At 71.1% G+C, this 20,041-nt stretch carries 19 protein-coding genes and 1 tRNA gene; 6 read left to right on the top strand and 14 right to left on the bottom strand.

Going from position 1 to position 20,041, the window contains the following annotated elements; all coding sequences use genetic code 11:
- Positions 1 to 30: 30 nt before the first annotated feature.
- The 3 genes from JUB13_RS26980 to JUB13_RS26970 all read right to left on the bottom strand — a co-directional run bounded on the left by JUB13_RS26980 (position 31) and on the right by JUB13_RS26970 (position 2,777).
- Complete coding sequence (locus JUB13_RS26980) at positions 31 to 303, bottom strand: hypothetical protein (protein WP_207484763.1); 273 nt, start codon at positions 301 to 303, stop codon at positions 31 to 33.
- Between the two features lie 174 nt (positions 304 to 477).
- Positions 478 to 1,557 carry an ABC transporter ATP-binding protein gene (locus JUB13_RS26975; RefSeq protein WP_207484761.1) on the bottom strand — a complete coding sequence of 360 codons (1,080 nt, stop codon included), beginning with the start codon at positions 1,555 to 1,557 and terminating at the stop codon, positions 478 to 480.
- A 59-nt stretch (positions 1,558 to 1,616) separates the two neighbouring features.
- On the bottom strand, positions 1,617 to 2,777 hold the full coding sequence (locus tag JUB13_RS26970; protein ID WP_207484758.1) for an extracellular solute-binding protein: 1,161 nt from the start codon (positions 2,775 to 2,777) through the stop codon (positions 1,617 to 1,619).
- Positions 2,778 to 2,870: 93 nt separating this feature from the next.
- Here JUB13_RS26970 and JUB13_RS26965 point away from each other — a divergent pair, with 93 nt between their 5' ends.
- A complete protein-coding gene (locus JUB13_RS26965; protein WP_207484755.1) occupies positions 2,871 to 3,806 on the top strand; it encodes an arginase family protein in 936 nt (311 codons plus the stop codon).
- A gap of 12 nt (positions 3,807 to 3,818) precedes the next feature.
- Here the strand turns inward: JUB13_RS26965 and JUB13_RS26960 are convergent, their stop codons facing one another.
- Positions 3,819 to 4,301, bottom strand: coding sequence for a c-type cytochrome (locus tag JUB13_RS26960; protein ID WP_207484752.1), 483 nt, complete (start codon positions 4,299 to 4,301; stop codon positions 3,819 to 3,821).
- 356 nt (positions 4,302 to 4,657) lie between these two features.
- Here JUB13_RS26960 and JUB13_RS26955 point away from each other — a divergent pair, with 356 nt between their 5' ends.
- On the top strand, positions 4,658 to 5,764 hold the full coding sequence (locus JUB13_RS26955) for a serine hydrolase domain-containing protein (RefSeq protein ID WP_207484750.1): 1,107 nt from the start codon (positions 4,658 to 4,660) through the stop codon (positions 5,762 to 5,764).
- Positions 5,765 to 5,907: 143 nt separating this feature from the next.
- Here JUB13_RS26955 and JUB13_RS26950 read toward each other — a convergent pair whose 3' ends face one another.
- The 5 genes from JUB13_RS26950 to JUB13_RS26930 form a co-directional block, all read right to left on the bottom strand.
- A complete protein-coding gene (locus JUB13_RS26950; protein WP_207484746.1) occupies positions 5,908 to 6,372 on the bottom strand; it encodes a gamma-butyrobetaine hydroxylase-like domain-containing protein in 465 nt (154 codons plus the stop codon).
- A complete protein-coding gene (locus JUB13_RS26945) occupies positions 6,369 to 6,611 on the bottom strand; it encodes a Trm112 family protein (RefSeq protein ID WP_207484743.1) in 243 nt (80 codons plus the stop codon). Before JUB13_RS26945 ends, JUB13_RS26950 begins: the two co-directional genes overlap by 4 nt.
- A gap of 76 nt (positions 6,612 to 6,687) precedes the next feature.
- Complete coding sequence (locus JUB13_RS26940) at positions 6,688 to 7,353, bottom strand: LON peptidase substrate-binding domain-containing protein (RefSeq protein ID WP_207484740.1); 666 nt, start codon at positions 7,351 to 7,353, stop codon at positions 6,688 to 6,690.
- A 5-nt stretch (positions 7,354 to 7,358) separates the two neighbouring features.
- Positions 7,359 to 8,288 (bottom strand): thioredoxin family protein, encoded by a 930-nt coding sequence (locus JUB13_RS26935; protein ID WP_207484736.1) that lies wholly within the window; start codon positions 8,286 to 8,288, stop codon positions 7,359 to 7,361.
- A 104-nt stretch (positions 8,289 to 8,392) separates the two neighbouring features.
- Entirely contained in the window at positions 8,393 to 8,950 is a 558-nt protein-coding gene (locus JUB13_RS26930) for a prolyl-tRNA synthetase associated domain-containing protein (protein WP_207484734.1), read from the bottom strand.
- A 134-nt stretch (positions 8,951 to 9,084) separates the two neighbouring features.
- On the opposite strand from JUB13_RS26930, the gene JUB13_RS26925 reads away from it, so the two are divergent.
- Positions 9,085 to 9,159: transfer RNA gene (locus JUB13_RS26925), tRNA-Gly, on the top strand.
- A 67-nt stretch (positions 9,160 to 9,226) separates the two neighbouring features.
- On the opposite strand, the gene JUB13_RS26920 is transcribed toward JUB13_RS26925, so the two are convergent.
- The gene (locus JUB13_RS26920; protein ID WP_207484732.1) at positions 9,227 to 10,066 is read right to left on the bottom strand and encodes an oxidoreductase; all 840 of its coding nucleotides are present in this window, start codon (positions 10,064 to 10,066) and stop codon (positions 9,227 to 9,229) included.
- 132 nt (positions 10,067 to 10,198) lie between these two features.
- Here JUB13_RS26920 and JUB13_RS26915 point away from each other — a divergent pair, with 132 nt between their 5' ends.
- Positions 10,199 to 11,176, top strand: a complete 978-nt coding sequence (locus JUB13_RS26915; RefSeq protein ID WP_207484730.1) for a LysR family transcriptional regulator — start codon at positions 10,199 to 10,201, stop codon at positions 11,174 to 11,176.
- On the opposite strand, the gene JUB13_RS26910 is transcribed toward JUB13_RS26915, so the two are convergent.
- The 4 genes from JUB13_RS26910 to JUB13_RS26895 all read right to left on the bottom strand — a co-directional run bounded on the left by JUB13_RS26910 (position 11,122) and on the right by JUB13_RS26895 (position 14,453).
- Positions 11,122 to 11,457, bottom strand: coding sequence for a hypothetical protein (locus JUB13_RS26910; protein ID WP_207484728.1), 336 nt, complete (start codon positions 11,455 to 11,457; stop codon positions 11,122 to 11,124). The two genes, JUB13_RS26915 and JUB13_RS26910, sit on opposite strands and share 55 nt — an antisense overlap.
- Positions 11,458 to 11,524: 67 nt before the next feature.
- Positions 11,525 to 12,403 carry an MBL fold metallo-hydrolase gene (locus JUB13_RS26905; RefSeq protein WP_207484726.1) on the bottom strand — a complete coding sequence of 293 codons (879 nt, stop codon included), beginning with the start codon at positions 12,401 to 12,403 and terminating at the stop codon, positions 11,525 to 11,527.
- Between the two features lie 135 nt (positions 12,404 to 12,538).
- Positions 12,539 to 13,180 carry a DUF2934 domain-containing protein gene (locus JUB13_RS31635; RefSeq protein ID WP_236025250.1) on the bottom strand — a complete coding sequence of 214 codons (642 nt, stop codon included), beginning with the start codon at positions 13,178 to 13,180 and terminating at the stop codon, positions 12,539 to 12,541.
- 97 nt (positions 13,181 to 13,277) lie between these two features.
- On the bottom strand, positions 13,278 to 14,453 hold the full coding sequence (locus JUB13_RS26895; protein WP_207484723.1) for an NAD(P)/FAD-dependent oxidoreductase: 1,176 nt from the start codon (positions 14,451 to 14,453) through the stop codon (positions 13,278 to 13,280).
- A gap of 118 nt (positions 14,454 to 14,571) precedes the next feature.
- Between JUB13_RS26895 and JUB13_RS26890 the strand changes: the two genes are divergently transcribed.
- Both JUB13_RS26890 and JUB13_RS26885 read left to right on the top strand, forming a co-directional pair.
- Complete coding sequence (locus JUB13_RS26890; protein ID WP_207484720.1) at positions 14,572 to 15,021, top strand: PPC domain-containing DNA-binding protein; 450 nt, start codon at positions 14,572 to 14,574, stop codon at positions 15,019 to 15,021.
- 107 nt (positions 15,022 to 15,128) lie between these two features.
- Positions 15,129 to 19,988, top strand: coding sequence for an NAD-glutamate dehydrogenase (locus JUB13_RS26885; protein ID WP_207484717.1), 4,860 nt, complete (start codon positions 15,129 to 15,131; stop codon positions 19,986 to 19,988).
- Positions 19,989 to 20,041: the final 53 nt, after the last annotated feature.

Raw genomic sequence — 20,041 nt, 5'->3', positions numbered from 1 at the left:
ACATGCGCGGCGCGGCCGCGCCGTCCCTCCTCAGACCGCGAAAACGAAGGCGAGGATCATGGCGACGACCACCAGGCCGAGCGAGATCGCCAGGATGGGGCTGACCACCCCCTCCCGCGAGCCCACGCGGACCGCGGTCGGCTGGTCCCGCGACAGGCGGTTGGGCTGCAGGCCGTTCCCGGCCTCCGAGGCCGGCGGGTTGCGCAGCCGCCGGTTGCGCGACAGACCGTAAAGGAAGGCGAGGCCCAGGATCAGGGCTCCGCCGATGGTTCCGAACAGCCAAAGGGCGTCGCCAGATTGCATAATCCGTGCTCCAGGAATCCAAAGGTGTCTCCACCTCAACCCCTTGGACAGGGCGCGGGTTCCTGGGACGCGGGAACGGGGGACGCAGGATCGGCGGGCGCGGCTCCCGATGCCGGCGCGGTCCGGGGCGGCCCTCGCCCGCGGCGCGGCGAGCCCGGCCGGACCGGCACGCCGTCACGGGCGGTCCCCCGGCGCGTCGGGCAGCACGGTGGCATGGGCGGGCGCGAAGCCCAGCCGTGCGACCTCGCCCGGCGTCAGCGCCGGCTCGTCGCCGGAATGGGGCGTCTGGACCGTGACCTGCCCGCCCGCGGCGTTCTCCAGCAGTGTGGTCACGAAGGCACCTTCGAAGTCCTGGCGCAGGACGCGGGCTTCCACCTGGTTGGCGCCGGCGCCGGCCCGAAGCCGTTCGGGCCGCACGAAGAGGGCGGCGGCCTCGCCCGGCGCGAGGCCCCGCGGATTGCGCCCGACCAGCCGGCCCCAGGCGGTGTCGAGCGCCGCCATCCCGTCCTGCGCCAGCGCCACCGTGCCGGCGAAGCGGTTGCTCTCGCCGAGGAAGCTGGCGACGAAGGGCGTCTCGGGCGCGTCGTACAGGGTTCGGCCGTCGCCGACCTGCTCCAGCCGGCCTCGGTTCATCACGCCGATCCGGTCCGACATGGTCAGGGCCTCGCCCTGGTCGTGCGTGATGTAGATGAAGGTGATCCCGGTGCGCCGCTGGATCGCCTTCAGCTCCGCACGCATGTGCTGGCGCAGCTTCAGGTCCAGCGCCGAGAGCGGCTCGTCCAGCAGTAGCACCTGCGGCTCGACCGCCAGGGCACGTGCGATGGCGACCCGCTGGCGCTGGCCGCCCGACAGTTCCGATACGCGCCGCCCGCCCAGCCCGGGCAGCGCCACCAGCTCCAGCAGCCGCTCCACCCTGGCCCGCCGCTCGGCCGCGCGCAGCCCGCGAACCTCCAGCCCGAAGCCGATGTTCTCCGCCACGGTCATCAGCGGGAACAGCGCCAGGTTCTGGAAGATCAGAGCCGTCGGCCGGCGGTTCGGGCCCATGCCGCGCATGTCGCGCCCGCCGATGCGAACGGTGCCTGCGGTGGGCTCCTCGAAGCCCGAGATCAGGCGCAGCAGCGTCGTCTTCCCGCAGCCCGAGGGTCCGAGGAAGCTGAAGAACTCGCCCGCGGCGATGGACAGGTCGACGCCGTCCACGGCCGCGACGGCGCCGAAGCGCATAGTGACGCCTTCGAGATCGATACCCTGGCTCATGGGATTCCGGTCCGCGAGGGGCCCCGGCTCCGCAGGGAGCGGGGCCCCTCCGCAGCCCCTCAGGCCGCGAGGTACTTGTCGGTGTACTCGTTCCGGAGCGAGACGTACCACGACGGCTGGACCGGCCACCACCAGAGCTTCTGCAGGGCATCGCCCGGGAAGGCCTCGGCGAAGAAGGTCTTGGCCTTCTCCGGCAGGTGCTGCTCGGCGCCCAGGGCGACGGCGTTGGTGCCCTTCGAGGCCGCGAAGGTGGCGCCGACCTGCGGCTTCAGGAAGTGGTTGATCCAGGCATAGGCCTGCTCGACGTTGCGGGCCTTGTTCAGGAGGCAGTAGCCCTCCATCCAGGCGAAGGCGCCCTCGGCCGGAGCGATGTAGCCGATGTCGAGGCCCTGGTCGCGCAGCGCCACCGCGGTCTCGTCCCAGTTCTGGCCGATCACGCAGCCATTGGCCTGGAAAGCGCCCAGCGCCTCGTTGGCCGAGCTCCAGAACTGGCCCACGCTCTTCTTGTTGGCGATCGCGACCTTCAGGATCTCGTCCCAGTTCGCCCGCATGGCGGCCTCGTCGGTGAAGGCCTTGCGGAAGGGCTGGGGCAGCTTGCCCTGGGCCTCGAGCCAGCGGCCGATCCCCGCCAGGCCCGAATGGCCGCGCAGCGTGACCTTGCCGGCGTATTCGGGCTTCCAGAGGTCGCCGAACGACGCGCCGTACTTCAGCGGGGCCTTCTTGCGGTCGAAGGCGATGGCCTCGGTGCCCCAATGGGTCGGCGCGAAGTAGCGCCGGCCCTCGGCGACGCCGCCGGTCTCGGCCGAGCCCTGGATGGCCGAGGGCAGGATCCGGTCCATCTGGACCTTCTTCTCGTCCAGCGGCTGCAGGTAGCCGAGCTCCAGGTAGTTCGGCACGCGGTCGACGGTCGGCATGATGATGTCGAAGCCCTCGCCGCCCGAGGCGCGGAGCTGGTTCAGCTGCTCGTCGTTGGTGGCGAAGGGCACGTAGACCGGCTTGATGCCCGTATCCTTCTGGAACTGCGCCAGGATCTCGTCGCTGAAGTAGCCGGCCCAGGCGAAGATCCGGACCTCGCCCGAGGAGGCCAGCGCGTTTCGCACGTACCAGGGGCCGGCGGCGGCGATGGCACCCGCCGCCGCGCCCGCGCGCAGCACCGTGCGGCGCGTGAAGGCCTTGGCGGCGCGCTGGGTCTCGCGGCTGGAATCGCGTTCGGTCGTCATGGCGTGAGGTCTCCCTGGGTCCCGTTGTTGGCGGGATCATGCCCCGGCCCGCGCCGCGCGGCAATTTCCGAGCCCGGGGATTCGAGAGATTTCATGGAACCGAAACACGGAAGGGACGATCCGGACGGCGATGCGGCGCCGTCTGCGGCGGGGGTGACCGTCGTCCTTGCGCCCTATCACGCCGGCCGGCGCGAATGCCGCGTCGGCCGCGGGCCCGGCCACCTCATGCGCGCCGGGCTGGCCGAGGCCCTGCGCGCCCGCGGCGCCAGGGTCGAGATCGTCGAGATCCCGCCGGTCGAGGAGCACGAGGGCGAGATCGGCCGCAGCTTCGCGGTAAAGCGCCATGTGGCCGCGGTCGTGTCGGCGGCCCGGGCGGCGCGCCGCTTCCCGCTGGTGCTCGCCGGAAACTGCAATGCCAGCGTCGGCGTCCATGCCGGGCTCGGCGATCCCGGGACGGGCGTCGTGTGGTTCGACGCGCATCCCGATTTCGACACCCCGGACGAGCATCTCAGCGGCTATTTCGACGGGATGGGCGTCGCCACGCTGGCCGGCCAGTGCTGGCGCCGGCTGGCCGCGACGATCCCCGGCTTCCGCCCGCTCGATCCCCGCCGGCTGGTCTATTGCGGAATCCGCGACTTCGAGCCCGGCCAGCGCGAGAAGGTCGAGGCGCACGGAATCCGGGCCGTCCTCGGGGCGACGCCGACTTCGACGTTGGCGGCGGGGCAGCGCCCCGATTTCGCCGGCGGCCTGCGGGCGGCGCTGCACGGGACGGACCGTGCGCGCCTTCACATCCATCTCGACCTGGACTGCCTCGACACCGCCGTCGGACAGGCCAACGCCTACGCGGCGCCCGGCGGGCTGGGCACGGAGGACCTCATGGCCTGTCTCGGCGTGGTGCGCGGTCACGCCCCCGTCGCGGCCATGACCATCGCGTCCTTCGAGCCCGGCCTTCCCGGCAGCGATGCCATCGCTGCCGCGGCGATCGGCGCGGCCCTGGCCATCGTCCCTGCGGCGGTCCGGGCGTCCTAGACGCTGTCCCTCCTATGGCACGACGACGCCCAGATAGGGTGTCCGCGGCTGCTCCTTCGGCCCGAGCGGGGGCGGCACGCGGTGGCTCACCGCGGGCAGGCTCTTCAGGTAGGCCGCGATCGCCGCCGCGTCGCCATCGGTCAGCGATGCGTAGGACACCCAGGGCATGACCGGCGCGAGGATCCGGCCATTGGGGCGCGTTCCCGTCCTGAGCGCCCTGACGATGTCGGCTTCGCTCCAGGTCCCGAGGCCCGTCTCGTCGTCGGGTGTCAGGTTGGGGGGATAGAAGACGCCGAGGTCCGGGATCGCGAGGCCGAGCTCCGATCCGGACAGATACCGATCCGCCTCCGGCTTGCCCGTCAGGCCCCCCGGCGTGTGACACCCGGTGCAGTCCATGATCCTGGACAGGTACTCGCCCCGTTTCACCGGGTCCTCGGCGGCACCCGCCGGTCCGGACAGAAGGAGGGCGAGTGCGCCCACTGCGATGCTTCTCATGTGTTCGTTCAACCCCGATGAACCGATCCGATCGGGCAAGGACCGCTGCGGTCCTCGTCCGCTCCTGTTGTCGGAGGATTGTCGGGGGCTTCGGTTGCAGCTCGATTTGATCGAGGAGCCGATCGGGCTACGGATGCAACCGAGCTGTCGGCGCGGCGGAGTGCGGCGATCCGTCGTGATGTCGACGCGGCCTGCAATGCCGAGACTCCGGCCATGAGGAGACCTGGTGTTCTCCTGGTTTGGCCTCACCTTCCACGTCGCCGTGCTGCTAGTCTTGATCAAGTCGGTGGGGGAGATGTCCGAATCGGGAGCATGACCGGGAACAGGATCCGGAATGTCCGCTGGGGGAGGTCTGGATGGCGAAGTGGTGCGTTGCCTGGGTCATGTCGGCCCTCGTCATGCTGTCACTGAGCGGCGGCGCTGCCGCCGGGCCGCACCACGACTGGGAGACCGGCCCGCTGGCCGAGGCCGGTTTCGACGCGACGCTCGGCGATCGGCTCGATGCGGCCTTCGCCGACGGGACCCTCGCCGGCCTGCACGGCGTCGTGGTCATTCGTCACGGCAAGCTGCGTATCGAGCGCTACTACCCTGGCGCCGACGAGCGCTGGGGTCAGGCTCTCGGGGTGGTCGAGCATCGCGCCGACCTCAAGCACGATCTGCGCTCGGTCTCGAAGAGCGTCGTGGGCCTCCTCTACGGAATAGCGCTCGAGGAGCGGCTCGTCCCGCCGCTCGATGCGCGGCTCCTCGAGCAATTCCGGAAGTATCCCGACGTCTTGGAGGCCGAAGCCAAGCGCGCCATCACGATCGAACACGTCCTGACGATGACGATCGGCCTCGATTGGAGCGAGGAGCTGCCATACACCGATCCGCGCAACAGCGAGATCGCCATGGAGCTTGCTCCCGATCGCTATCGCTACATCCTCGACCGTCCGATGAAGGACTCGCCTGGAGAACGCTGGGCCTACAATGGCGGTGCCACTGCGCTCCTGGGGCGGCTGATCGCAATGGGGGCCGGCAAGCCGCTGCTGTCCTACGCTCGCGAGAAGCTGTTCGGACCGCTCGGGATCGAGGACGTCGAGTGGGTCGAAGGCGCGGATGGAGAGCCGGCGGCCGCCTCTGGGCTTAGGATGCGACCCCGGGATCTCGCCAAGATCGGACAGTTGGTGCTGAACGGTGGAACCTGGGACGGACGCCGCATCGTTTCAGAGGCTTGGCTCCAGGCGTCGCATTCGCCGCATGCCGAGATCGGGGGAAAGATGCGCTACGGCTACCATTGGTGGCTGAGCGCGTTGCCTGGTGGCGAACGCGTGATCGCCGGCTTCGGCAATGGCGGCCAGCGGCTCTTCATCGTACCGGGTCTCGACCTCGTCGTGGTCATCGCCGCTGGCCGCTATAACCAGCCCCAGGAGGGAGGGCTGCCCGGCGTCGTGCTGAACGACTTCGTTCTGCCGGGGCTCAATTGACCCCGAGAATGGAGGCAAATCCCCCTGGCGGTCCCCCTGGCGGTCCCAAGACCGCTCCTGATGTCGAGCAGCCGCGAAGCGTCTGAATACGGCGCCGGCCGCCATTGTCGTGACGGCGGCGCGCTCCGAACCACCCACCGGCCTCAGCCGCAGCCGGATCCCCGGCCCGGGAAGACGGGGCCGCCGCGGCGCGGGTCGCGGGACAGGCCGCGAGCTTCGAGCTCGCGCAGGTAGGTCGCCCAGATCTCGTCCTGCCGCTCGCCTAGCTCGTAGAGATAGCGCCACGAGAAGATCCCGGTGTCGTGCAGGTCGTCGAACCGGATCCGGATCGCGTAGTTGCCGACCGGCTCGACCGCCAGGATCCCGACCTGGCTGCGTCCGGCGACGATCTGCTTCTGTCCGGGCCCGTGACCCTGGACCTCGGCCGAGGGGCTCTCGACGCGCAGCAGCTCGGCCGGGAAGGAGAAGCTCCTGCCGTCGTCGAAATCCACCTCCAGGCGCTTCTCGGCCTGGCGCAGCCGGATCTCCACCGGCCAGCGCGGAACGGTCCGGCGCTCCTCCTGCTGGGGCTCCAGCCGGTTCCTGTTCTCCGTCCCGTCGTCGGTCATGGTCTTGCGTCCCGCGCCTCGCCGTCCAGGCGGCGCGCCTCGTCCACCAGCATGATCGGCACGCCGTCGCGGATGGGATAGGCCAAGTGCGCGCGGTCGCTGATCAGCTCCTGGTGCTCGGCATCGTAGCGCAGGGGGCCCTTTGTCAGCGGGCAGACCAGGATCTCCAGCAGCTTGGGGTCGACCCGCGCGCCGCTCGGCGGCGTCGCTTGGTCCTCGGTCCGGCCGGGTTCGGTCATGGCATCGATCCTCCGATGGGTCTCGGCTGGCCCCGTCACGCGGGCCGCCTCGTTCGCGCCGTTTCGTTCGGGCCGCTCACTGAGGCGGCAGGCTATCACCGTCGTCCGGCCGCAGCACGGCCATCTCGACCAGCGCGGTCAGGAGCCCGGCCCGCTCGCCCAGGGTCTGTGCCTCCAGAAGCGCCTGCTTCTCGTTGGGCTCGAAGGGGCAGATCATCGAGAGCGAGTTGATCAGCCGCTCCGAGGGAGTCTTCTCGATGGTGCTCCAATCGGCCGAGATGCCGTGGCGGCGGAAATAGGCCTTCAGCCCCTCGACCAGCCGGCCCCGGTCGAAGGCCGCGTCCTCGGCCTCCAGGTCGCTCCGGAACTGCTCCCAGTCGGGGGTGACGGCCCGGAACCCGCCGGGCTGCCTGTCCAGCTCCCCGCGCACGCGGAACCGGCTGACGCCCAGCAGGGTGATCAGGTAGCGGCCGTCATCGGTCTCCGAGAAGCTGACGATTCGGCCCGCGCAGCCGCAGCCGAACAGCGGCGGGTCGCGCTTCGGGATATCCTCGGACGGCTGGATCATGCCGATCAGCCGGGTGGGCGAGGCCAGCGCCTCGCGCGTCATGGCGAGGTAGCGCGGCTCGAAGATGTTCAGCGGCAGCCGGGCGCGCGGCAGCAGCAGCACGCCCGAGAGCGGGAAGACCGGCAGCGTGCCGGGCAGCTCCCCGAATCGCAGGTCGAACGCGCTGGCGCCCATGGCGGTCAGGCGAACAGCAGGGAGGACAGCCGCCGCCGCGCGTTGATGGTCAGCTTGTCGGTGGGACCGAAGGCCTCGAAGAACTTCACGAGCTGCTTGCGCGCAGCCTGCTCGTTCCACTCGCGGTCGCGCCGCACCAGCTCCAGCAGCTCGTCCACCGCGGCCTCGCGCTTGTTCAGGGCATAGAGCGCCATGGCCAGGTCGAAGCGCGCCTGATGGTCGTCGGGCGCGCGCGCGACCTTCTCCATCAGCTCGGGGATCGGGCCTGCCTGCCGGCTCTGCTCGGCCAGTTCGAGCTGCGTGCGCACCGCCGCCAGATCCTTGTCCTTGGCGATCGCCTCGGGCGCCCGGTCAAGCATCTGGCGGGCGTCGTCGGCGCGGTCCAGGGCGATCAGGGCACGGGCCAGGCCGGCATAGGCCGCGGCGTTCTCGGGCTCGGCCTGCAGGATCTCGGAATAGATCGCGGCTGCGGATTCGGCGTCGCCCTCCTCCAGCGCCTGGCGGGCGGCGTCCAGCGCCTCCTCCAGCCCGTCCCCCTCGGCGCCGGCGCCGCCGGCGATCTGGATCAGCCGGTCGACCCAGGTCTTCACCTGGCTCTCGGGCAGGGCGCCCATGAAGGCGTCCACCGGGCGGCCCTGGTAGAAGGCGTAGACCGCGGGGATCGACTGGACGCGGAGCTGGCCCGCGATCTGCGGGCTCTTATCCACGTCGATCTTGACGAGCCGGACGGCGCCCTTGGCGCCCTTCACGACCTTTTCCAGGATCGGGCCGAGCTGCTTGCAGGGGCCGCACCAGGTCGCCCAGAAATCGACGATCACGGGGACGGTGCGCGAGGCCTCGATGACGTCGGCCATGAAGGTGCGGTCGGAGCCATCCTTCACGAGGTCGGCTCCGGCGCCGTTGCCGGAAGGCTGGCTGTTGAAGATGGGCTGCATGGGTTTTCCCGTTTCCGCTCGCAGTTTAGATGGAGGCTGGCCCGCCACTCGGCAAGCACGCGGCCCGGGCGGGCGTCCGCATGCCGGACGGCCCCGCCGCGGGGCTAATGCAGATCAGCGATCAGCGGCTCGTGGCCCGTGGCCCGGACGAAGCGCACGAGGTCCTCGCTCCGGATCACGGTCGAGCGCGTGTTGACCAGCGGATGGTAATTCAGCAAGGGCTCGGCGACCATGGCCCGCTCGAGCACCACGCGAACGCGCCCCGCTCGGTCGTTGACCAGCGCGAAGGGGGTGACCGAGCCGGGCCGCACGCCCAGCGCCTCCCACAGCAGGTCCGGCCGGCCGAAGGACAGCCGGGCCGCGCCGATGCGCTTGTCCAGCCGCTTCAGGTCGACGGCCGTGTCGGCCAGCGCCACCACCAGCCAGAGCTGGTCCTTCTTGTCCTTCAGGAACAGGTTCTTGCAGTGCGCCCCGGGGATCAGGGCATGCATCTCGCGGCTCTCCTCGACCGTGAAGAGCGGCCTGTGCGCGATCGTCTCGGTCTCGATCCCGAGCGAGTCGAGATAGGCCAGCAGCGCCTCGGGCGAGGTCGGCGGCGACGCATCCCCGATCTCGGGCGCGTTGGTGGGCCTGGTGTCGGGTTCCCGGGTCTGGTCGTCCATGGCGCGGGTTTATAGCCTGCCCGGCCGGCCCGCGGAAGGGCCCCGGCGCGCCGGGAAATCCTCCCTTGCAATCGGTTCCGGGATGCGTATAGTCCCCGCTCACCGCCGGTCACCACCCGGACCGGCCGCCGGATGCGGGCGTAGCTCAGGGGTAGAGCACAACCTTGCCAAGGTTGGGGTCGAGGGTTCGAATCCCTTCGCCCGCTCCAGTTTTCTCCCGACAAGTCGACGATACGCGACGGCCGAACCGGTCGTCCCATTCCGTATGCCGGCGACTCAGAAGTCGGTCGAGCGCGTCACCTCCTCCCAGGCCGCGATCTCGGCGCTCAGCGCGTCGATCTTCTGGCGCACCAGGGCCAGCGCGTCACTGCCCAGCAGCAGGTGCATGGGCGGATCCTCGGCCTCGACAATCCGGAGCAGCGCCTGCGCGGCCTTCGCGGGATCGCCGGCCTGGCGGCCGCTCTTCTCCTCGCGCGCCTTGCGGATGGGATCGAACAGCGCGTCGTACTCGGCGATGCTGCGGCCTGTCCGGACCATGGAGCGGCCGGCCCAATCGGTTCGGAACGAGCCCGGCGCGATGGCCGTGACCTTGATGCCGAAGCCGGCGACTTCCTTGGCGAGAACCTCGGAGATGCCCTCCAGCGCGAACTTGCTGCCGCAGTAATAAGCGATGCCCGGCATCGTGATGAAGCCGCCCATCGAGGTGATGTTCACGATATGGCCGCGCCGCCGCGCGCGCATGCCGGGCAGCACCGCCTTGATCATGGCCACGGCCCCGAAGACGTTGACCTCGAACTGCCGCCGCATCTCCTCCAGCGGGGATTCCTCCAGCACGCCCTCATGGCCGTAGCCGGCGTTGTTCACGAGCACGTCGACGGGACCGAGCTCCCGTTCCGCCGCGACGATCGCCGGGCCGATGGCTGCCGTGTCGGTCACGTCCAGAAGGACGGCCGAGGCGCGGCCGGGCTCAATCGCGGCGAACTCCCGCCGCGCGGCCTCGTTCCGCACCGTGCCGGCGACGCGGTGCCCGGCACCCAGCGCCGCCTCGGCGAAGGCGCGGCCGAAGCCCGAGTTCACGCCCGTGATCAGGAAGACTCTGCCGTCGGTTCCGCTCATCGCGATCTTTCTCTCCTCGTCTCGATGTCCGGCTCCGGATGCGCACCGGCCCAACGGGTGAAACGGTAGAGGGGCGTCATTCCTTGAACTATCGCCTATGATCCGAACAACCTCATTGGATTCGGCGATAGAATGCGTGGCCACGAATATGCGGACCTGCGGGCCTTCGCGATGGTCGCAGAGTTGGGAAGCTTCGCCCGGGCGGCAGAGCAGCTCAGGATCTCCCCCTCGACGCTCAGCCAGACCATCCGCGGGCTGGAGGAGCGGCTGGGCGTGCGGCTGCTGAACCGCACGACCCGCAGCCTCTCGTTGACCGAGGCGGGTGGGCGCCTGCTGGCACGCTTCAAGCCCGCCATGCAGGAGATGGAGGCGGCTGTCGCCGATGTCGCCAATCTCCGCAGCACGCCGGCCGGCACCGTCCGCCTGCATCTGCCGCGCCCGGCCTCCGCCGCCCTGGTCGAGCCGCATCTCGGCCGGTTCCGGGAGCGTTACCCCGACATCGTGCTGGAGCTTGCGCTGGACGATGCCGTGATCGACATCGTCGAGGGCGGCTTCGATGTCGGCATCACCCTGGGCGAGCTGCTGGAGAAGGACATGGTCGCCGTCCGGCTCGGGGGCGAGGTCCGGCAGATCGCCGTGGCCTCGCCGGACTATCTCGCGCGCCACGGCCGGCCGCGGACGCCGGCCGATCTGCATGCCCACCGCTGCATCAATTGGCGCAAGCCCGGCAGCAGGAAGCTCTACAACTGGGAATTCCAGCAGGACGGCCGCTGGATCTCGGTCGCGGTCGAGGGACCGCTGATCGTCTCGCACCGCGACGCGGCGCTCGAAGCGGCGGTGCAGGGCGTTGGCATCGCCTTCGTCTACTGGTCCGAGCGCTGGCTGCGCCCGCTCCTGGAGGACGGGCGGCTCGTCCCCGTGCTGGAGGAGCATTCACCGGGCTTTTCCGGCTGGCACCTCTACTACCCCCGGCAGCGCAACACCCCGCCGGCCGTTCGCGCCCTGGTCGATTTCCTGCGGGAGGTCAACGGCGACCCGCCGCGCCCAGGGATGCCTCAGGCCAGGGTCCAGGGCGTGGGATCGCCGAGCTCCTCGACGAGCTCGCGGTAGGCCTGGGAGCGGGCGCGCTCGAAAGCGCGCATGAAGGCCCGCTCGGTGGCGCGTTCCGGCGGCACCAGGGCGCGCAGCTCAGCCAGCAGCTCGGCATCGCGCCTGTCGGCGATCTGCGCCGCGAAGGCCCGGGGATCGATGGCCGCCTCGGGCGCCCGCCCGCGGGCCCATTCCGCCAGGATGCGGATCGAACGGGCGCGCTGCCGGAACAGGAAGTCGTCGAGCCGCGCCGAGTCGCGCTCCTGCTTGCGAACCAGGATGCGGTGGATGTCGATGGCCACGTCGTCGCGCCCCGTACCCAGCCCTTTCTCACTCCCGCGTCAATGTGGTCCCGGCCGCATCTTCATTTCAATGCGGCCCCGGCAGCACGATGGTCTGCTTCCAGGGCAGGGTCTGGCGGCTCAGCACGATGGTGGGAGTGTCCAGCACCCGGGCCGGGAACTCTTCGCCCACCATGTCCAGGAAACGCTGCAGCCGATCGCGCGAGAAATAGTGCATGGGCATCACCACGGCGGGCCGGATCTGCCGGATCACCTCCAGCATGAACTCCTGCGCCATCGTGAAGCCGCCATCCACCGGCACCATCAGCACGTCGATCTGGCCCAGCGCCGCCAGGTGCTCTTCCGTCAGGTCGTGATGCAGGTGGCCGAGATGGGCGATGCACAGCCCCGCGACCTCGAAGACGAAGATGGAGTTGCCGGCATAGCGCGTGTCCCCGGACCAGTCGCGCACGTTGGTGGGGATGTTGCGCACCCGCACGTCCTGCTCGGTGACATCGTGCAGGCTGGGCTTGCCGGGCTCGATGCTCCAGCCGCGCAGCACGTGCCGGATGCCGCGGTCCAGACGGTCCGTGTGGTGCGTCGAGTGGGCGTTGTTCATGGTGACGATGTCGGGCATCCCCGGCGGCCGGTGCACGCCGTTGTAGTCCGTCACCGCCCGCACGCCGGCCGGGCTCTCGATCAGGAAGCTGGCGTGGCCGACGAAGGTGATGCGTACCCCGCCCTGCGCCTGCGCGAGGCGCGTTCCCGCCGGCAGTGGCAGCGGCGCGGGGCCCTCCAGGGCCGCGTAGCGCTGGGGCAGCGGCAGGTCGGCCACCGGAAGGCAGATGGCCTGCGCCACGGCTGGCAAGAGGAGCCAGGCGCCCGCCGCGGCCGGCACGAGGCGCGCGAGGCACCCTGCCATGGCCCCCGCCAGGGAGCATCGCAGAGCGTGCAGGGTCCCGAGCATCCATGCCTCCTTCCCGCCTGTGCCGGGAAGGAGTGTGGGTCACGGCCGGCCCCAGGTCCAGACCCACCGTCCGGCGCAGGAGCGGCCGCCGCCGGGGGCGACGGGGAGATCCCGGACGGGATCTCCCCGTCGGGCTCAGTGGATGGCGACGGAGCCGCGGCGCTTGCGGCCGCCCGCGGCGGTCTTGCCGATGTCCTCGGGCGTCCAGGTCACGTCGGCCTTGGCGCGGCCGCGCTTCTTCGCGGCGTCCTGCGCCGGAGCGCCCTTGGCCGTGTCCTGCGCCGCGGCGGCGGCCGGCGCGGCAGCAGGGCCGGCGGCGGGCTTGCGGCCCGTGCGGGCCCTGGCCGGGGCCGGCTCTGCGGCAGGTTTGGTGGCAGCGGGTTTGGCGGCAGCGGGCTTGGCGGCAGCAGGCCTTGTGCTGCCGGGCTTGGTGTCGCCGGGCTTGGCAGCGCCGGACGTGGCGGGGGACGTCGCAGGCTTCGCCGCGCGCGGGGTGCGGCCGCGCTTGGGCAGAAGGGCTTCCTCGACCACCCCGGCAGCGGCGTGGATGCCCTTCGAGGCGGCCGTCGCGGCTGTCTGGATGGCGGCGGAGGCGACCTCCTCGATGGTGGCCTTCACCTTGCGGGTGATGGGCTTCAGCAGGCCGGAGGCGGACCGCTCCTCGGCCGCGATCTCGTCGGCGGCGCGATGCCAGTGCTCGACGTCACGGCCCTCGGGCCGGCCCTCCTTCTCCCAGATCGCGTAGGCGCGCGCGGCGATGCGTTCGTTGCGGTCCATGATGCAGCCCCCTTCCCTTTGTTCCTGTGGGTCGCTGCCGAAACGCAGTTTGCGGGGATTCGTTCCAAAGGCCCGGTATTTCAGCCCGCGAATTCGGTCAGATCACGTTCAGCTCCAGGATCGGGCGGTTCTCGCGCAGGCGCTCCCAGCCGAACTCGCGGAGGTCCAGGGTCCTGTACGCGCCGAAGGCGACCAGCTCGGCGATGGCGCGGCCGGCTGCCGGCGACTGCTGCAGGCCGTGGCCGCTGAAGCCGTTGGCGAACAGGAAGTTCGGCAGCTCGGGATGCGGCCCCAGCACCGCGTTGTGGTCGAAGGTGTTCATCTCGTACAGGCCCGCCCAGGCGCCCGACTGGCGCACGGCCTCGAAGGCCGGCACCCGCGCCGCCAGAGCCGGCCACAGCACCTCCTCGAACTGCTGGTGCTCGACGGTGAGGTCGGTGGTGTCGGGGTCGGGCTCGCCCTCGGCCGGGCTGGTCCCGCAGATGAAGCGGGTGCCCTCGGGCCGGAACCAGACGCCGCTGGTGTCGATCACCAGCGGGCAGCCCGGCAGCGCGTCGCGGCATTCGAAGACGAAGACCGAGCGCCGACGCGGCGCGACCGGCAGCTCCAGCCCCGCCATGGCGGCCACGGCCCGGGCATGGGGCCCGGCGGCGTTCACCAGCGTGCCGCAGCCGATCCGCCGGCCGTCGGCCAGCCGCACCGCGGCGACGCGGCCGCGCTCGCGCTCGATGCCCACGGCCTCGGCGGTCAGGTAGTCGACGCCCAGCGCCCGCGCCTTGCGGCGGAACGCCTGCAGCAGGCCGTAGCCATCGAACCAGCCCTCTCCCGACAGGCCCAGAGAGGCCAGCGCGACCCCCTCGGTCGAGATCCAGGGAAACCTGTCAGCCAGCGCCGCCGGCTCCAGCAGCGCGACATCGGCGCCTGCCGCGCGCTGGACCGCGTGGTTGCGCTCCAGCACGCCGCGGCCGGCCGCGGTCGCGAGATAGAGATAACCGTCCTCGCGCAGGCCCAGGTCCGGCGTCTCACCGTCCAGCGCCAGGGCGTCGGACTTCAGGAACTCCAGCCCGAAGCGCGACATGGCGATGTTGCCGGGCGTCGAGAACTGCTGCCGGATCGAGCTCGCCGAGAGGGCGGAGGACGCGCCGGCATAGCTGGGGTCGCGCTCGATCACCGCCACCGAGCCGCCGAATCCCTTCTCGGCCGCCAGGAAATAGGCGACGGCGCTGCCGATGGCGCCCCCGCCGACGATCACCACGTCGTAACGCTGGTCCACAGATGCCTCCTCAACGGCCGCGGCGAGCCTAGACCTGCCCCAACGGGATATTCAAGCGGTGCGCCTGTTGTGCCCCCGAGACCATGGGGATTGGCGGCAAGGCAGGGCGGAGGGACGCGTGGACGAGGGGCGCATCAAGGACGGATCGGAGCGGACCTACGTGGTCGCCTTTCGCGAGGGCGAGGATCCTCTGGCCGGCCTGGACGCGCTTGCCCGCGAGAAGGAGTTCACGGCCAGCCGGCTGGCCGGGACCGGCGGCTTCGCGCGCGCCATTCTCGGCCTCTACGACCCGGAGCTGCGGAACTGGCGCCGCATCGCCGTCGACGAGCAGGTGGAGGTCGTCTCCATGACCGGCACCGTCGCCATCGACGGATCTGGCCCGAGCCCCTGGATCAAATGCGTGCTGGCGCGCGCCGACGGCTCGGTCATCGGCGGCCACCTGCTGGAAGCGGTGGTCCGGCCCGTGCTGGAGGTGGTGCTGACCGAGGCCCCCGGCACGCTGCGGCGCGATCCCGATCCCGAGGGCGGCCCCGGCCGGCTCTCGCTCGGCCGGTTCGCGACGCCCTGACCCCTTCAAGGCGGGTTACGGCTGCGGGCCGATCCGATAGATTGCCCTGAGATTCGAACCCGAGATTCGAAGACGCTGCCCGTACGGGCGGGCGCAGGGAGGCATCCATGGCCTTGAAGGCCGAGCAGCTCAAGGGCGAGCTGACCGAGCAGGTCGCCCGCCGGATCCGTGACCGCGTGGGGCGCGAGCGCTCCGACCAGACCGAGCGCTTCGCGCGGCAGTTCTACGCCAACGTCCCGCCCGACGACATCCTGCGCGCGAGCCCCGAGCAGCTCTACGGCGCCGCTCTGGCCTTCTGGCAGTTCGGGCAGGCGCGCGACCCGGGCGCGGCGCAGGTCCGGGCCTACCATCCCGACCTGGCCCTGAACGGCTGGACCAGCCACCACTCGGTGCTGGAGATCGTCAACGACGACATGCCCTTCCTGGTCGATTCGGTGACCGCCGAGCTGAACCGCCACGGGCTCGGCGTGCATCTCGTGATCCACCCCGTGCTGCGCGTGCGACGCAACGACGCGGGCGCCCTGGTCGAGCTCTACGAGCCCCATGCGGCGCCGGCCGATGCCGCCGCCGAAAGCTGGATGCACGTCCATCTGGAGGAGCTGACCGACGCCGAGGCTCTGGCCCGTCTGGCGGCCGACATCCGGCGCGTGCTGGCCGACGTGCGGGCCGCCGTGGCCGACTGGAAGCCCATGCGGGCCCGGGTCGAGCAGGCCCTGTCCGACATCGGCGCGCCCGAAGTGCCGGTGCCCGAGGACGAGCGCGCCGAGGCATCGGCCTTCCTGCGCTGGCTGGACGCCGACAACTTCACCTTCCTGGGCTACCGGTCCTACCGCTTCCCCGAGGGCGAGGCCGAGGCCGAGCAGGCGACCTCGCTGCGGGTCCTCGAGGAATCCGGCCTCGGCATCCTGCGCGACCACGGCTTCATGGTGTTCCAGGGGCTGCGCAACTTCGGGCAGCTTCCGCCGGACGTGCAGCAGTTCCTGCGCCAGCCGCGCCTGCTGATGGTGACGAAGTCCAACGTGCGCTCGACGGTCCACCGCCCGACCCCACTGGACGCCGTGTTCGTCAAGGTCTTCGACGACAGGGGACGGGTCGTCGGCGACCACCTCTTCGTCGGGCTCTTCACCTCGGCGGCCTACAGCCGGTCGGCGCGCGACATCCCGCTGCTCCGACGCAAGATCGACCGGGTCCTGGCCCGCGCCGGCTTCGCGCCGGAGGGGCATGACGGCAAGGCGCTGATCCATATCCTGGAGACCTTCCCCCGCGACGAGCTCTTCCAGATCGGCGAGGACGAGCTCTACGACATGGCGCTGGGCGTCCTGCACCTGCAGGAGCGGCAGCGAACGGCCCTGTTCATGCGGCGCGACCCGTTCGAGCGCTTCGTGACCTGCCTCGTCTACGTCCCGCGCGACCGCTACGACACGGACCTGCGCCGGCGCATCCAGGCGATCCTGGAACAGGCCTTCCAGGGCACCTGCACGGCCTTCTACACCCAGCTCGCCGAGAGCGTGCTGGCGCGGGTGCAGTTCACGATCCAGACGACGCCGGGGCAGATCCCCGAGATCGACCTCGTGGCGCTGGAGGCGCATATCGCCGAGGCCAGCCGCGCCTGGACGGACCGGCTGCAGAGCGCGCTGACCGCCTCGCACGGAGAGGAGCACGGGCTGCGCCTCCAGCGCCGCTACGCCGCCGCCTTCCCGCTGGCCTACCGCGAGCGGTTCCCGGCCGAGGTCGCCGTGGCCGATATCGGCCATGCCGAGCAGGCGGTGCAGTCGGGCGGCCTGTCCCTGGCGCTGTACCGGCCCGTGGAGGCCCCGGCCGAGGCGCTGCACCTGAAGCTCTACCGCGCCGGCGGGGCGATCCCGCTGTCGGACGTGCTGCCCATGCTCGAGCACATGGGGGCCAAGGTCATGGCCGAGACCGGCCCCTTCGAGCTGCGGCTGGCCGGGCGCGCCGAATCGGTCTGGCTGCATGATTTCGAGATGCGCAGCCGCGACGGCGGCCCCGTCGACCTCGGGGCCGTGCGCGACGCCTTCGAGGACGCCTTCGCCCGCGTCTGGTCCGGCGAGATGGAGGACGACGGCTTCAACCGCCTCGTCCTGCGCGCCGGCCTCTCCTGGCGCGAGGTCGCGGTGCTGCGCGCCTATGCCAAGTACCTGCGCCAGGCCCGGCTGCAGTTCAGCCAGGATACGGTCGAGGACACGCTGGCCAGCCACCCGGTGATCGCCGCGCTGCTGGTGCGGCTGTTCCACGCCCTTCACGATCCCGCGCGCCCGCAGGAGGCGACGCCCAAGGGCGAGGCCGTGAACGGCCTGCTGGTCGAGATCGACCACCGGCTCGACGCCGTCTCGAACCTGGACGAGGACCGCATCCTGCGGCGCTTCGTGAACCTGGTCCGGGCGACGCTCCGGACCAACTACTACCAGGGCAAGCCCTACATCGCCTTCAAGCTCGACAGCCGGCAGATCGACGACCTGCCGCTGCCGCGGCCCTGGGTCGAGACCTTCGTCTACTCGCCCCGGGTCGAGGGCGTGCACCTGCGCGGCGGCAAGGTGGCTCGCGGCGGCATCCGCTGGTCCGACCGGCGCGAGGATTTCCGGACCGAGATCCTCGGCCTGATGAAGGCCCAGATGGTGAAGAACGCCGTGATCGTGCCGGTGGGCGCCAAGGGCGGCTTCGTCGTGAAGCGCCCGCCCGCGCCCGAGGCCGGGCGCGACGCCTTCCAGGCCGAGGGGATCGAGTGCTACCGCACCTTCATGCGCGGGCTGCTCGACCTCGCCGACACGCTCGCGCCCGACGGCACGGTCGTCCCGCCCAAGGGCGTGGTGCGCCGCGACGCCGACGATCCCTACCTGGTGGTGGCGGCCGACAAGGGCACGGCCAGCTTCTCGGACATCGCCAACGCCATCGCGCTGGAATACGGCTTCTGGCTCGGCGACGCGTTCGCCTCGGGCGGGTCGCGGGGCTACAGCCACAAGGACATGGGCATCACCGCCCGCGGCGCCTGGGAGGCGGTGAAGCGCCACTTCCGCGAGCTCGGCACCGACATCCAGTCCCAGGACTTCACCGTGGTCGGCGTCGGCGACATGTCGGGCGACGTGTTCGGCAACGGCATGCTGCTCTCGCGGCACATCCGGCTGCTCGGCGCATTCGACCACCGGCACGTCTTCTGCGACCCCGATCCCGACCCCGAGCGGAGCTGGCAGGAGCGCAGGCGCCTGTTCGACCTGCCGCGCTCGTCCTGGGCGGACTACGACCGGAGCCTGATCTCGGAAGGCGGCGGCGTCTTCGAGCGCTCTGCCAAGTCGGTGGCGCTGACCCCGCAGATCCGCGAGCGCTTCGGCATCGAGCGCGAGCGCGTCAGCCCGGCCGAGCTGATCCAGGCCATGCTGCGCGCCCAGGTCGACCTGCTGTGGTTCGGCGGCATCGGGACCTATGTGAAGGCCTCGTCCGAGAGCGGCGCCGAGGTCGGCGACAAGGCCAACGACCCGCTGCGCATCGACGCCGCCGAGATCCGCGCCCGCGTGGTCGGCGAGGGCGCGAACCTGGCGCTGACACAGCGCGCGCGCATCGAGGCGGCGCTCGCCGGCGTGCGCATCAACACCGATGCCATCGACAATTCGGCCGGCGTGGACACCTCGGACCACGAGGTGAACATCAAGGTCCTGGTGGATGGCGTGGTCGCCCGCGGCGACATGACGGAGAAGCACCGCGACGAGCTGCTGGCCGAGATGACCGACGAGGTCGCGGCGCTGGTCCTGCGCGACAACTACCTGCAGACGCAGGCGCTGTCGGTGGAGCGCGCGGCCGGCATGGAGCGGTTCGAGGCCCATCTGCGCTTCATGCGCGCGCTGGAGAAGCGCGGCCACCTGAACCGCGCCGTCGAGGCGCTGCCCGACGACGAGGAGCTCTCCGGCCGGCTGCTCTCGCGCATGCCGCTGACCCGGCCCGAGCTGGCGGTGCTGCTCGCCTACGCCAAGATCACGCTCTACGACGACCTGCTGGAATCCCCGCTGCCCGACGATCCCGACCTGGAGCGGGACCTCGCGTCCTACTTCCCGGCACCGCTGCGCGAGCGCTTCGGGGCGGCGGTCGCCGGCCACCGGCTGCGCCGCGAGATCGTGGCGACGGTCGTGACCAACGATCTCGTGAACCGGGTCGGGCCGACCTTCGTCATGGACCAGATGGACCGCACCGGCATGGGCCCCGCCGATGTCGCGATCGCCTATACCGCGATGCGCGAGGCGTTCGGGCTGCGCGCCCTGTGGGACGGCATCGAAGCGCTCGACAACCACGCCCCGGCCGAGCTCCAGATCGAGATGCTGCTGCAGATCCAGGCCCTGCTGGACCGCACCACCTCATGGCTTCTGGTGAACGCCGCCGGCGACCTGCGCAAGACGGGGCAGGCCTGCGCCGCCGGGACCGCCGCGCTGGCGGCCCGGCTGGCCGACCTGCTGCCCCCGGCCGACCGCGAGCGGCTGGAGGTCGAGACCGGGCGCCGCCAGGCGCTGGGCGTTCCCGAGGCGCTGGCACGCAGGGTCGCGAGCCTGCCGGCCCTGTCCGCCGCGCCCGAGATCGTGCGCATCGCCGACCGGCTGGGCCGGACCGCCGACGGGGTCGGGGGCGTCTATTTCGCGCTCGGCAACCGGCTCGGCCTCGACTGGCTGCGGGCGCAGGCCGCTGCGATCAGGGCGGACAACCACTGGCAGCGTCAGGCGGTGTCGGCCATCGTCGACGACCTGTTCGCCCTGCAGGGCCAGCTCACCACCCGCGTACTCGAGACCGACCTGGCCGAGACCGGACCCGAGGCGGAGCCAGGCGCCGCGATCGATGCCTGGATCGCGGCGCGGCCGGGCCCGGTGGAGCGGGTGCGCCAGCTCCTGGCGGATCTCAGGGCCGCGGGCCAGCTGGATCTCGCCATGCTGGCGGTCGCAAGCCGCCAGCTCAGGGGCATGGTCGCGGGCTGATCACAGGACTCCCCCGCTCGGAAGTGGTAGGTTTGCTCCGCCGCCGGCCCCAT

This window comes from Arenibaculum pallidiluteum (genome assembly GCF_017355985.1).
Classification (GTDB): domain Bacteria; phylum Pseudomonadota; class Alphaproteobacteria; order Azospirillales; family Azospirillaceae; genus Arenibaculum; species Arenibaculum pallidiluteum.
This window is presented reverse-complemented; position numbering and strand designations above follow the sequence as displayed.

Excerpts from the sequence above, each read along its gene's own strand:
- JUB13_RS26980 (WP_207484763.1), bottom strand. The coding sequence starts at position 303 with ATGCAATCTGGCGACGCCCTTTGGCTGTTCGGAACCATCGGCGGAGCC.
- JUB13_RS26975 (WP_207484761.1), bottom strand. The coding sequence starts at position 1,557 with ATGAGCCAGGGTATCGATCTCGAAGGCGTCACTATGCGCTTCGGCGCC.
- JUB13_RS26970 (WP_207484758.1), bottom strand. The coding sequence starts at position 2,777 with ATGACGACCGAACGCGATTCCAGCCGCGAGACCCAGCGCGCCGCCAAG.
- JUB13_RS26965 (WP_207484755.1), top strand. The coding sequence starts at position 2,871 with ATGGAACCGAAACACGGAAGGGACGATCCGGACGGCGATGCGGCGCCG.
- JUB13_RS26960 (WP_207484752.1), bottom strand. The coding sequence starts at position 4,301 with ATGAGAAGCATCGCAGTGGGCGCACTCGCCCTCCTTCTGTCCGGACCG.
- JUB13_RS26955 (WP_207484750.1), top strand. The coding sequence starts at position 4,658 with ATGGCGAAGTGGTGCGTTGCCTGGGTCATGTCGGCCCTCGTCATGCTG.
- JUB13_RS26950 (WP_207484746.1), bottom strand. The coding sequence starts at position 6,372 with ATGACCGACGACGGGACGGAGAACAGGAACCGGCTGGAGCCCCAGCAG.
- JUB13_RS26945 (WP_207484743.1), bottom strand. The coding sequence starts at position 6,611 with ATGACCGAACCCGGCCGGACCGAGGACCAAGCGACGCCGCCGAGCGGC.
- JUB13_RS26940 (WP_207484740.1), bottom strand. The coding sequence starts at position 7,353 with ATGGGCGCCAGCGCGTTCGACCTGCGATTCGGGGAGCTGCCCGGCACG.
- JUB13_RS26935 (WP_207484736.1), bottom strand. The coding sequence starts at position 8,288 with ATGCAGCCCATCTTCAACAGCCAGCCTTCCGGCAACGGCGCCGGAGCC.
- JUB13_RS26930 (WP_207484734.1), bottom strand. The coding sequence starts at position 8,950 with ATGGACGACCAGACCCGGGAACCCGACACCAGGCCCACCAACGCGCCC.
- JUB13_RS26920 (WP_207484732.1), bottom strand. The coding sequence starts at position 10,066 with ATGAGCGGAACCGACGGCAGAGTCTTCCTGATCACGGGCGTGAACTCG.
- JUB13_RS26915 (WP_207484730.1), top strand. The coding sequence starts at position 10,199 with ATGCGTGGCCACGAATATGCGGACCTGCGGGCCTTCGCGATGGTCGCA.
- JUB13_RS26905 (WP_207484726.1), bottom strand. The coding sequence starts at position 12,403 with ATGCTCGGGACCCTGCACGCTCTGCGATGCTCCCTGGCGGGGGCCATG.
- JUB13_RS31635 (WP_236025250.1), bottom strand. The coding sequence starts at position 13,180 with ATGGACCGCAACGAACGCATCGCCGCGCGCGCCTACGCGATCTGGGAG.
- JUB13_RS26885 (WP_207484717.1), top strand. The coding sequence starts at position 15,129 with ATGGCCTTGAAGGCCGAGCAGCTCAAGGGCGAGCTGACCGAGCAGGTC.